The organism is Parabacteroides sp. HGS0025 (assembly GCF_000969845.1).
GTDB classification, from domain to species: domain Bacteria; phylum Bacteroidota; class Bacteroidia; order Bacteroidales; family Tannerellaceae; genus Parabacteroides; species Parabacteroides gordonii.
This window is the reverse complement of sequence record NZ_KQ033902.1, coordinates 1,744,728-1,756,940: the sequence shown is the minus strand read 5'-3', so window position 1 is coordinate 1,756,940 and position 12,213 is coordinate 1,744,728. Positions and strand designations below refer to the sequence as shown.

Annotated in this window: 9 protein-coding genes, 1 tRNA gene, 1 rRNA gene and 1 other RNA gene; 6 read left to right on the top strand and 6 right to left on the bottom strand. The window is 44.2% G+C overall.

What is annotated here, in order from left to right:
* Position 1: 1 nt before the first annotated feature.
* The 4 genes from HMPREF1212_RS06695 to HMPREF1212_RS06680 form a co-directional block, all read right to left on the bottom strand.
* Positions 2–75, bottom strand: a tRNA-Ile gene (locus HMPREF1212_RS06695).
* A 157-nt stretch (positions 76–232) separates the two neighbouring features.
* Positions 233–1,759: ribosomal RNA gene (locus tag HMPREF1212_RS06690) — 16S ribosomal RNA — on the bottom strand.
* A 546-nt stretch (positions 1,760–2,305) separates the two neighbouring features.
* Positions 2,306–3,166 carry a sigma-70 family RNA polymerase sigma factor gene (locus HMPREF1212_RS06685; protein ID WP_005641668.1) on the bottom strand — a complete coding sequence of 287 codons (861 nt, stop codon included), beginning with the start codon at positions 3,164–3,166 and terminating at the stop codon, positions 2,306–2,308.
* 143 nt (positions 3,167–3,309) lie between these two features.
* Positions 3,310–4,893 (bottom strand): trypsin-like peptidase domain-containing protein, encoded by a 1,584-nt coding sequence (locus tag HMPREF1212_RS06680; RefSeq protein ID WP_028727544.1) that lies wholly within the window; start codon positions 4,891–4,893, stop codon positions 3,310–3,312.
* A 518-nt stretch (positions 4,894–5,411) separates the two neighbouring features.
* Here HMPREF1212_RS06680 and rnpB point away from each other — a divergent pair.
* The 3 genes from rnpB to HMPREF1212_RS06670 all read left to right on the top strand — a co-directional run bounded on the left by rnpB (position 5,412) and on the right by HMPREF1212_RS06670 (position 8,520).
* Positions 5,412–5,768, top strand: an RNA gene (gene rnpB / locus HMPREF1212_RS26385) — RNase P RNA component class A.
* 44 nt (positions 5,769–5,812) lie between these two features.
* On the top strand, positions 5,813–7,189 hold the full coding sequence (locus HMPREF1212_RS06675) for a YihY/virulence factor BrkB family protein (protein WP_044192022.1): 1,377 nt from the start codon (positions 5,813–5,815) through the stop codon (positions 7,187–7,189).
* Positions 7,186–8,520, top strand: a complete 1,335-nt coding sequence (locus tag HMPREF1212_RS06670; RefSeq protein WP_046148842.1) for an MATE family efflux transporter — start codon at positions 7,186–7,188, stop codon at positions 8,518–8,520. Before HMPREF1212_RS06675 ends, HMPREF1212_RS06670 begins: the two co-directional genes overlap by 4 nt.
* Positions 8,521–8,582: 62 nt before the next feature.
* Here HMPREF1212_RS06670 and HMPREF1212_RS06665 read toward each other — a convergent pair whose 3' ends face one another.
* A complete protein-coding gene (locus tag HMPREF1212_RS06665; RefSeq protein WP_028727541.1) occupies positions 8,583–9,185 on the bottom strand; it encodes a riboflavin synthase in 603 nt (200 codons plus the stop codon).
* A gap of 87 nt (positions 9,186–9,272) precedes the next feature.
* Between HMPREF1212_RS06665 and HMPREF1212_RS06660 the strand changes: the two genes are divergently transcribed.
* The 3 genes from HMPREF1212_RS06660 to HMPREF1212_RS06650 are packed head-to-tail and all read left to right on the top strand — an operon-like array spanning position 9,273 to position 10,386.
* On the top strand, positions 9,273–9,614 hold the full coding sequence (locus HMPREF1212_RS06660) for a TM2 domain-containing protein (RefSeq protein WP_046148841.1): 342 nt from the start codon (positions 9,273–9,275) through the stop codon (positions 9,612–9,614).
* Positions 9,615–9,624: 10 nt separating this feature from the next.
* Positions 9,625–9,996 (top strand): DUF2752 domain-containing protein, encoded by a 372-nt coding sequence (locus HMPREF1212_RS06655; RefSeq protein ID WP_046148840.1) that lies wholly within the window; start codon positions 9,625–9,627, stop codon positions 9,994–9,996.
* 57 nt (positions 9,997–10,053) lie between these two features.
* Positions 10,054–10,386: a TM2 domain-containing protein gene (locus tag HMPREF1212_RS06650; protein ID WP_046148839.1), complete on the top strand. Its 333-nt coding sequence runs from the start codon at positions 10,054–10,056 to the stop codon at positions 10,384–10,386.
* Positions 10,387–10,527: 141 nt separating this feature from the next.
* Here the strand turns inward: HMPREF1212_RS06650 and HMPREF1212_RS06645 are convergent, their stop codons facing one another.
* A complete protein-coding gene (locus tag HMPREF1212_RS06645) occupies positions 10,528–12,174 on the bottom strand; it encodes a diphosphate--fructose-6-phosphate 1-phosphotransferase (protein ID WP_028727537.1) in 1,647 nt (548 codons plus the stop codon).
* Between the last annotated feature and the right edge of the window lie 39 nt (positions 12,175–12,213).

Sequence of the window (12,213 nt, the reverse complement as noted above, 5' to 3'; positions counted from 1 at the left end):
GTAGTCCCAGGCAGAGTTGAACTGCCGACCTCTACATTATCAGTGTAGCGCTCTAACCAACTGAGCTATAGGACTGGCTTATCTTAATCTCCTGAAACTGCCGGATTTCCTTCAGCTTCATCTTTCTCTACTGGGTATCCAGTTTATAAGATCATATATAAATACATATTCAACCGTAGTACAAGTTAACTAATACCTTTTAGCCAACTTGATAACGAACTCTTCGCTCCAGAAAGGAGGTGTTCCAGCCGCACCTTCCGGTACGGCTACCTTGTTACGACTTAGCCCCAGTCATCGGTTTTACCCTAGGCCGATCCTTGCGGTTACGGACTTTAGGTACCCCCAACTCCCATGGCTTGACGGGCGGTGTGTACAAGGCCCGGGAACGTATTCACCGCGCCATGGCTGATGCGCGATTACTAGCGAATCCAGCTTCACGAAGTCGGGTTGCAGACTTCGATCCGAACTGAGATGGGGTTTGGAGATTAGCATCACATCGCCATGTAGCTGCCCTTTGTCCCCACCATTGTAACACGTGTGTCGCCCCGGATGTAAGGGCCGTGCTGATTTGACGTCATCCCCACCTTCCTCACAGCTTACGCTGGCAGTCTCTTTAGAGTCCTCAGCATGACCTGTTAGTAACTAAAGATAAGGGTTGCGCTCGTTATGGCACTTAAGCCGACACCTCACGGCACGAGCTGACGACAACCATGCAGCACCTCGCAAATGGCTATTGCTAGAGATCCTCTTTCAAGGACTGTCCAAATGCGTTCAAACCCGGGTAAGGTTCCTCGCGTATCATCGAATTAAACCACATGTTCCTCCGCTTGTGCGGGCCCCCGTCAATTCCTTTGAGTTTCACCGTTGCCGGCGTACTCCCCAGGTGGATTACTTAACGCTTTCGCTGTAGAGCTTACTGTGTATCGCAAACTCCTAGTAATCATCGTTTACTGCGTGGACTACCAGGGTATCTAATCCTGTTTGATCCCCACGCTTTCGTGCTTCAGTGTCAGTTATAGTTTAGTAAGCTGCCTTCGCAATTGGAGTTCTGCGTGATATCTATGCATTTCACCGCTACACCACGCATTCCGCCTACCTCAAATATACTCAAGTTAACCAGTTTCAACGGCAATTTTATGGTTGAGCCACAAACTTTCACCGCTGACTTAATAAACCACCTACGCACCCTTTAAACCCAATAAATCCGGATAACGCTCGGATCCTCCGTATTACCGCGGCTGCTGGCACGGAGTTAGCCGATCCTTATTCATAAGGTACATACAAAACAGGACACGTCCCGCACTTTATTCCCTTATAAAAGAAGTTTACGAACCATAGATCCTTCATCCTTCACGCGACTTGGCTGGTTCAGGCTCTCGCCCATTGACCAATATTCCTCACTGCTGCCTCCCGTAGGAGTCTGGTCCGTGTCTCAGTACCAGTGTGGGGGACCTTCCTCTCAGAACCCCTATCCATCGCAGACTTGGTGAGCCGTTACCTCACCAACTATCTAATGGAACGCATGCCCATCTATCAGCAATTAATCTTTAACAAATATTCCCATGCGGGACCCCTGTTTTATGCGGTATTAGTCCGACTTTCGCCGGGTTATCCCCCTCTGATAGGTAGGTTGCATACGCGTTACTCACCCGTGCGCCGGTCGCCAGCAGAGTATTGCTACCCCCTGATGCCCCTCGACTTGCATGTGTTAAGCCTGTCGCTAGCGTTCATCCTGAGCCAGGATCAAACTCTTCGTTGTATAAATTGTTTTGTCTTGCTCAGAATCCGTTATTATTTCAAGTTTTGACGGTATTAATTATAATACTTGTACTACTTGTTGATATGTAAATCTTTCAAAGAACTCTTGTTGTTACACTCGCTAGTTTTTAGCGAACGTGGATGCAAAGATAAGAACTTTTATTTCATACTTCCAAATGTTTTCGGAAGTTTTTCTAAAAGTTTTTTTTCATCATGTTTTGCAGTGCCGTTCTCTCTCGAATGCGGATGCAAAAATAGTGCTTTACAACATACACTCCAAACTTTATTCGCATTATTTTTTACTTAAAATCGCACCAAATACACTACTTTTCTGAAGCACTGACGATTACGGGGTGAAAAAAATAACAAAACAACAAGTACCGTAAAAGCAGCGAAAGCTCCTTCCTACATATATTATATAGAAGGGCAATAATGACAATCAGAAATTTCTTTCCAAAATATCGAAACAAGACCTTTATAAAAAAACAAAAGCCCCGTATCCTACCGGATATGGAGCTTTGTTTACCTCTTTTGGTTTTACCCGAGGTTAACCTAAATACGATTTGAGGAGCTTGCTACGTGTTCCTTGTCTTAATCTTCTGATTGCTTTTTCCTTGATCTGGCGGACGCGCTCTCTAGTGAGGCCAAATTTGTCGCCAATCTCTTCTAATGTCATTTCCTGACAGCCAATACCGAAAAACATTTTGATTATTTCACATTCTCTTTCGGTCAGTGTAGCAAGTGCTCGATCAATTTCTTTAGCCAGTGACTCGTTCATCAACGATCGGTCAGCGATAGGAGCGTCGTCGTTCACAAGCACATCCAAAAGACTGTTGTCTTCGCCTTCTACGAACGGAGCATCTACTGAGATATGTCTTCCGGACACCTTTAGAGTATCTGAAATCTTATCTACAGGAATATCCAGCTCGTCTGCCAGTTCTTCGGGAGATGGTCGACGTTCGTTTTCCTGTTCGAATTTAGAAAAGGCTTTACTGATTTTATTCAGCGAACCTACCTGATTCAACGGAAGACGAACAATTCTTGACTGTTCTGCCAAAGCTTGCAGGATAGACTGACGAATCCACCATACAGCATAAGAAATAAACTTAAACCCTCTGGTTTCATCAAACTTCTCGGCTGCTTTTATCAACCCCAGGTTACCCTCATTAATAAGGTCAGGCAAACTTAGCCCCTGATTTTGATATTGCTTTGCCACAGAAACGACGAAACGCAGATTTGCTCTGGTCAATTTCTCCAATGCCCTACGGTCTCCTCTTTTAATTGCCTGTGCCAATTCAACTTCTTCTTCAACTGTAATAAGATCTTCGCGGCCTATTTCCTGAAGATACTTATCAAGCGAAGCACTTTCGCGATTGGTAATGGACTTTGTAATCTTTAACTGTCTCATCCAATGTTTTTAATTGAGAAATATCAGGGTGCAAAGATAATATTATTTTTATTGAGAAAATTGGTCGTGTGCACCCTACACCCGACCAATTATAAACCTTTAACAATCTTCCCGCCAAATAAGACGAATATAACTTTATTTTATTATTCGGCTAGATCAATAGCATAAACTTTTGTACGTCCATTCGGATAAAAACCTTTCACTACGATGTAGCGATCATCAGAACTTCCTTTCAATACTTTATCCACCAACTTCTCGAGTTGTTCGGGTGAAGATATCTTCTGGTCGTTGACAATCATGATTACGAAGCCTTTCTGGATTCCGGCATCTCTCAACTTGCCTTTCAACAATCCTGTCACTTCAACACCATAACTTACACCAAGTTCGCGTTTTTGTTTATCCGTCAACGCTTTAAAAGCGGCTCCAAGAACATCGGCACTGCTATCACCTGCGCTCTTCACTACAGATGTACTACCTTGTGCGTTACGAAGTTCTACAGTAAATTTCTTATTCGTTCCATTACGATCAACGGTGATCTCTACTTTGTCACCAGGACGATATTTACTGATTTGTTCCTGCAATGCATTTGCGTTTTTCACTTTTGCACCATTTACAGCAATAATCACATCGCCCTTTTCGAGTCCGGCTTCTTTTGCGGAACTTCTTTCAGCAAAGTCTGATACACAAGCACCTTCAGATACTTTGATCTTCGACTTCAGTTCAGTCAGTTCTTCTTTCAGCTTACTATTCAAATTCGGATTACTCAACTGATCTGCGATATCACCGACACTCATCATCAACACACCCAGAATAGCACGCTGTACGGTTCCATATTGTTTCAAGTCACTTGCCACTTTACCTGCAATGCTGATGGGGACTGCAAATGAGTATCCGGCAAAGTTTCCGGTTTCTGAATAAATAGCAGTATTGATACCAACCAGTTCACCTTTCGTGTTCACCAAAGCACCACCACTATTACCCGGGTTCACAGCAGCATCTGTCTGAATAAACGATTCAATTTTACTTCTGTCGCCCCCCATAGAAATGCCACGGCCTTTTGCACTGACAATACCGGCAGTAACAGTAGATGTCAGGTTGAAAGGGTTACCTACGGCCAAAACCCATTCTCCGACTTTCAGGATTTCCGAATCTCCGAACGGAATCGTAGGAAGATCCTTAGCATCTACTTTAATTAAAGCGATATCTGTAGAAGGATCGGTACCGATCAATTTAGCCGGAAATTTACGGTTATCATTCAATGTCACTTCCAACTCATCAGCACCATCGATCACATGGTTATTTGTTATAATGTATCCGTCTGTGGAAATAATAACACCGGAACCAGCTCCTACGCGAGGCTGCGGTTGCGGACGCTGGAAACCTCCACCTCCTCTTCCACCAAAGCCGAAGAAGTATTCAAAAGGATCAATATATTGCTGACCTCCACCTCCATTGCCACCATCGGCATATTGCTTGGCGTTGGTTGTAGCCTTGATATGCACTACTCCATGCACAGAGCTTTCTGCCGCTTTGGTAAAATCGGTATTTTCAGCAGCAACCGCATTCAGCCCTGCATATCGAACAGGCTGACCAAATGTATTTGTTGAATCGGTGACATAAACCGGCTGTTTCTTGTTCATCAGATAAGCACTTGTCCCAACCGCAGCACCTGTACTGATGGCAGCAACGAGAACGACTCCTAGCACATTTTTCCACATTGTTTTCATACTCTTTCTATTTTATCAAACATTTAAATTTAACACTTTTCTTTCGACAAAGAAAGTTCAAAAAACGTGCGATTATTCCATTTGCCTTTGATTTTTTATCACTTTTAACGGCGAATTATCCGGGGTTAACTGCGCTTAACAGTACTGTGCATTGCAAAGTACCTTTTTAACAATCATTCCCCTGCCAAATGGTCATGCTTTCAGTAATATAACAGTAAGAACGGCAGAAAGTTCATTTCAGTTGACAGTTGACAAGTGACAGTTGACAGGTAAGGATATACCCGTCTTTCTTCATAAAAAGAGCTCTTTGTCTACTTATTAAGTAGCTCTCCGTCTACTCGATAAGTAGGCATACCCATTACTTATTAAGTAGACCGACGCTTACTTACTAAGTAGACCGGCGTTTACTTACTAAGTAACCCGAAACCAACTTAGTAAGTACCCTGCCCTTGTATTTACCTAAAATTGTCAACCGTCAACCGCCAACTGTCAACTAAAATGCCTATCTTTGTCGCATTGCAGCCTGCCGGTCTGTCGCTCACCTTCGGGTGTGAGGAACGTCCGGGCAACACAGAGCACCATACTTCTTAACGGGAAGCTGTCCGCGAGGGTAGAGTAACGTAACAGAGAATAACCGCCGGACTTGTCCGGTAAGGGTGAAAAGGTGAGGTAAGAGCTCACCGGATGCCGTAGTAATACGGGATGCCGTACGTCTTATGGGTTGTAAGGTCATGTATACCGGCGTATGTAGGATTGCTCGTCCGATGCCGGGGGGTAGACCGCTAAAGCTTGCTGGTGACAGCAAGACAAGATAAATGGCAGACGCTTCCGTGCAAACGGGAGTACAGAACCCGGCTTACAGGCAGGCTGCATTTTTTTATTCATCCGGCAAACACTCTTTGCCCCTACATTTCACAGCATGAAGAAGAAGACGGATAAAAAGACTGCTGATAAAAAGCCTCTGGGAGAACGGATCAACGCCTTGCTGACACGAACCATTCATTTTGTTACTTACGACATCTGGCGAATTACAGAAAATGAAGTAAGCGGCCTGAAAGAGCTTTACATCAACACGATCAAAACAATCATACTTGCCATACGCGGTTTTAACAGTGAAAACCTGCAAACAAAAGCATCCGCTCTTACTTACAGCACCTTACTGGCCATTGTCCCGCTTCTGGCAGTATTACTGGGTATTGCCAAAGGCTTCGGTTTCCAGGAAGCCGTACAGCAGGAACTGTTCGATTATTTCCCCCGGCAAGAGCAGGAATTAAGCGAAGCCTTTAAGTTTGTAGAAAGATACCTGGCCCAGGCACAGGGTGGCGTGATCATCGGAGTCGGTCTTATCCTGTTATTTTACACGGTCATCAATCTGATTTCATCTATCGAAGATACTTTCAATGATATCTGGCAAATCCAGAAGTCACGCCCCTGGCACCGGAAAATATCCGACTATCTGGCATTATTCCTTATATTACCGGTACTCATGACAGCCTCGAGCGGTCTATCCATTTTCCTGTCTACCCTGCAAAATTCATTTCTAAGCAGCTATGTGTTCTTTACTCCCCTGGTCGAGCTTGTCCTGAATATTGCTCCGTTCGTAATCACGATAATGGTATTTACAGGTCTTTATGTTTCATTGCCCAATACAAAGGTGAAGTTTGTAAACGGATTGATTGCCGGGGTATTGGCAGGTTCTGCTTTCCAGTTTTTCCAGTTCATCTATATCAGCGGGCAGATATGGGTAAATAAATACAATGCCATTTACGGTAGCTTCGCCGCCTTACCTTTATTATTATTATGGTTGCAGCTATCCTGGCTGATCTGTCTTTTCGGAGCCGAGTTAGCCTATGCTTCCCAAAACGTAAAAAAGTTCAGTTTTGAACGCGACAGTAAAAACATCAGCCGGCGATACAAGGATTTCCTGACGTTACTGATAGCCTCCCTGATCGTAAAACGTTTTGTAAATGAAGAAAAGCCATATACTGCCGACGAGTTATCGGACGCTTACCGCATCCCGATACGTATTACTACTGAAATACTCTATCTACTGACGGAACTCCATATTATTATAGAAGTAAATTATGAAAATGACGAACGTGTTGTCTATTACCAACCGGCGCTCGATGTAAACCAGATCACAGTCAGTTACCTTCTCACCAAAATGGATGAGTATGGTTCTGAAAACTTCAAAATCGACACCTCCCGTCTTTTCAACAAAGAGTGGCACACATTACTGAAAACCCGCGAAGACATGATCAAAGCAAACAGTAATATACTTCTAAAGGACTTATGACACACGACCTGACCCACGGATCTGTCTGGAAAGTAATCGTACGCTTTGCACTTCCCTTACTGATCGGTAACCTGCTGCAACAGTTATATAATGTAACCGACAGCATCATCGTCGGGCAGCTTCTGGGAAAAGAGGCATTGGCAGCCGTTTCCGCTTCCTTCTTTATCTATTATTTCATTATATCACTGGTTATCGGTGTCGGAAGCGGAACCTCCGTTGTCGTTTCGCAGTTTTTCGGAGCCAAGCAATACGACAAGGTTCAACGGGCCTTCTCCTCCTTCTTCATCTTTATGCTCGTAGCGGGGATCGTCCTTTCCATTGCCGGGATCATTTTTGCCGAACCGATTTTCCGCCTGACCAACACACCGGAAGAAGTGATACCCGATGCCGTAGCTTATTTCAGGATATATATCGGGGGAACCTTCCTTTTCGTCACCTTCAACAGTATCATCTCTATCCTGCGCGGAGTCGGCGAGTCCGTACGGCCGATGATCTTTATATTTATTACAACTATTCTGAATATCGTTCTCGATTTACTGTTCATCGTCGGTTTCCACTGGGGCATAGAAGGAGCGGCACGTGCAACGGTTATCGCACAAGGCATCGGCATGTGTATCGCATTGGGATATGTAAACAATACCCATCCCCTACTCTCCATTAAAAAGCAGGATCTACTGTTCGATATGAAACTTTTCAAGGAAGGACTGAAAATAGGACTTCCTACCAGCGTCCAACAATGTGCCATCGCCTTAGGCCTGATCGCCCTGCTCGGAATTGTCAACAGCTTCGGAACCGATACGCTGACAGCCTACGGTGCGGCAGGCAAAATCGATACGATCATCACACAGGCCGTCCTGACTTTATCCGGTGCACTGGCCGCGTTCTGCGGACAAAATATCGGAGCCGGCCGTTTCGACCGCGTGCGCAAGGGGTTGCGGTTTACCATGCTGGTCAACGTTATATTCAGCTTGATCACATTTACAGCCATTTACTTTTTCGGAGAAGAGATGATGCGTGCTTTTACCAACGACCCGGCGGTAATTGCTATCGGAAAGGAATATTTACTGATCATAGGCGGTTTCTTCATCGTGCACGGGGCACTGAATATATATAACGGGGCACTTCGCGGAGCCGGAGATACGATCTTCACAATGGCAACCAGTCTGCTTTGCCTCTGGTTGATCCGCATCCCGCTGGCTTACCAGCTAAGTGCATGGTACGGACGGCAAGGGATCTGGTGGGCGATCGGGATCAGTATCGCAATAGGATTGGTTATTACCTACATATATTATAAGATGGATATATGGAAGAAAAGATGTGTCGTAAAATGACAGAGCGACTGGACATTCAATCCGGTCGCTCTGCCGCTATTTAGTTAATGAAAGGTTTCCTTTCATTTAAACTGCATCATTTTGCTGATGTACTTACCTACGATATCGAATTCCAGATTTATCACTGTTCCTTTTTCGATCCGGCAGAAGTTTGTATTATCATGTGTGTAAGGAATGATAGCGACCTCAAAACTGTTCTTTTGGGAGTTGCAGACAGTCAGGCTCACCCCGTTCACACAAACCGATCCTTTTTCCACAGTCATATATCCCTGCTGAGCCATCGCTTTGTCGAAAGTATATTCGAAAGTATAATACCAGCTACCGTCAGCCTCGCGTACATTTGTACAAACAGCCGTCTGATCCACATGTCCCTGTACGATATGTCCGTCCAAACGTCCGTTCATAATCATGCTACGTTCAAGATTCACCAGGTCACCCACTTTCAGCAAACCCAGGTTCGAACGGTCTAATGTTTCCTGGATAGCTGTCACCGTATATGTGTCGTCAGTCAGGTTCACCACCGTAAGGCAAACACCGTTATGTGCCACACTCTGATCTATTTTCAACTCGTTTACGAACGAACATTTCATTGTGATATGCAGATTCCCCTGATCCGCATTCAACGCAACCACCTGCGCAGCTTCTTCTACAATTCCTGAGAACATAGTATTGTGTTGTTTAAATTAATATTATCAGGTTCAAAGATACGGAATTTTACTATATTTGTCGTTAGTAAATCAATCTATAAAAAAATGGATGCACAGAAAGTGGACTTGTTCCTCCTTACAAACAGTAGCAAATTACCTAGCAGTCACATACCTATTATAAGAGACCGACTACTCGACATGGATGAATCCAAACTGATTTATCTGCAAACCTGCGATTTCAAAGATCCGACAGTCATACTAATTATTTCCGTATTCCTGGGATCACTCGGCATAGACCGTTTCCTGATCGGTGATGTAGGCTTGGGTGTCGGAAAACTGGTTACCTTAGGGGGTTGCGGTATCTGGTCGATCATCGACTGGTTCCTGATCATGGATGCAACTAAAAAGAAGAACCTGGAGCAATTGCAGAACGTATTAATGTTTTAAACCTGCCCACGTGGGAACAAGAAATAATTATGCATATCTCGCTGTAATCATTATAGCAGGATATGCATTATTTTCATTTCCCTGCCTATTCCATTCGGTTACCGGATATCCGTGTCCGGCTTGCGGAACCCGGCGTGCACTTTTCGCCCTGCTAAACGGCAATATCTACGAATCTATCCTAATCAATCCTTACGGTTTATTACTCCTTTTACTAGCAACATCCTATATAATAGGTACGGTGTCAGACCTGATCCGAAAAAGACAGCAGTTCCGGAATTGGCTGAAACAAACAGAACAATACCTTGCAAACAAATACATCCTTACAATCCTTATTGCCCTGACGATCCTGAACTGGATATGGAATATTAACAAAGGGCTGTGAAAGCCACAGGAAATAACTATCTTTGTTGCATATTCACAAACCAACCAGTATAATAATATGGAAGCAAATAAAGTCGATAAATTCCTTTTGGCGAACGAAAGTAAATTTCCCGAATATGAAATTCCGATCAACAAGTTGCTCAATCTTGCACCTGACAAAGAAGCGATCCTCGAAAACACCCGTTTCAAAAGTCCCGGTAAATTATTCCTGCTCTCTTTTTTCTTCGGAATGATCGGTTTAGACCGTTTCCTGATCGGCGACTGGAAAAAAGGTATCGGTAAGCTGCTGACGGCCGGCGGCCTGGCACTGTGGTGGATTGCCGACTGGTTCCTGATTACCGGAGCTACCAAACGATATAATATGAATAAGTTGATGAAAGTACTGTCATAAAACAACTATATATGAAAACTACACAAGAGCCGACAGATCAGCTTTCTCAATCAATATCAGCCTATAGCAGGCTACCGTAAAAAAAGATAGAGGTAAAGCCTAAGCCTTACCTCTATTATATAAAGATAATATATCTCTATCTTATTTAGCTTGTTCCAACTGCAAAGTCTTAGTCGGTTCGTCGCAAACTTCTGTCGGGCCGAAATACTGGATCGGGCCCGGATAAACGTAGCTGGTAGTCATTGCCCATTCGTCGCGGTTAGCAGCGAACTTCTTGAAAGGAGCACCGTCCAGTTTCACCAACGCTTTCTGGATAACCGGCTTCATTTCACCATGACGTTTTTCCATGTTCATCATCATTGTTACAGGGATACCACCGGCAATCCACTTGTCAGCAGGAGCAGTCGTATTACGTACAGATGACATATAACCAGTCTTACCAGCAGCGATCAGGCAAGAAGCAGTATAACCTAATGAATAGCAATAGTCTGCATCGTAGTTAGACGGAGCAGCGCAACGTCCTTCGTAACCGAAGAAGTGGTGCAATGCAGAGAACTTACCGTTGTATTTACCGGCTTTCTTCCATTCGTCCAATTTCTTGCCAACCATTTCAGACAGCAACTTTTCTGTTTCGATCAGAGAAACCTGAACGTTTCCGTGCGGGTCGCGATCCAAAGACAACTGACGGGCAACGCCTTCCGGAAGAGAAGCATACAGGTCAGAGTTTTCTTTAGTCAGCTTGCTGATGATATAAGCACGCTGTTCGCTCTTCTTGATCATCTTGAATTCAGCATCGTGTTTAGCCAGGAAGTCGTTCAACTCAGCGATCAGGCGCTTCATAGCCGGAACGAATTCGATCAAACCTTCAGGGATCAGTACAGTACCGAAGTTCTGACCGTTCTCTGCACGTTTAGCTACGATCTCAGCAACATAAGTTACGATATCGTCCAAAGACATATTTTTAGCTTCCACTTCTTCTGAAACGATAGCCACGTTCGGCTGAGTCTGCAAAGCACATTCCAGTGCGATGTGAGAAGCTGAACGACCCATCAATTTGATGAAGTGCCAGTATTTCTGAGCAGAGTTACAGTCACGCTGGATGTTACCGATCACTTCAGAATATACTTTACAAGCAGTATCGAAACCGAAAGAAGTTTCAATCTGTTCGTTCTTCAGGTCACCGTCGATCGTTTTCGGACAACCGATTACCTGTACACCTGCGTTGATAGCTTTGTAATATTCAGCCAATACGCAAGCATTTGTATTAGAGTCGTCACCACCGATAATAACAAGTGCTTTGATGTCCAGTTCTTTCAGAATTTCCAGACCCTTATCGAACTGTTCTTTTGTTTCCAATTTAGTACGACCGGAACCGATCATATCGAAACCACCCGTATTACGATATTCATCGATAATATCAGCCGTCAGTTCCATATATTTATGATCGATCAGACCACCGGGGCCCAAGATAAAACCATACAAACGAGAATCCTTGTTTGTAGCCTTTACGCCGTCAAAGATACCGGCAATCACATTATGACCACCAGGAGCCTGACCACCTGAAAGGATCACACCTACATTGATAGCAGGCATATCTTTCTTTTCGCTGCTTTTCTCGAAAGTAACGATAGGCATCCCGTAAGTGTTAGGGAACAATTCTTTAATTTCTTCCTGATCGGCTACTGATTGAGTATACTCACCGTCTACGGCTTTCACAGCACCTTTCAACGCAGCGGGTACCTTAGGCTGGTAAGCTGCTCTTGCAATTTGTAATGCGCTCTTTGTCATTTCTTAATCTGATTTATATAGAGATTATCTGATTCTTAT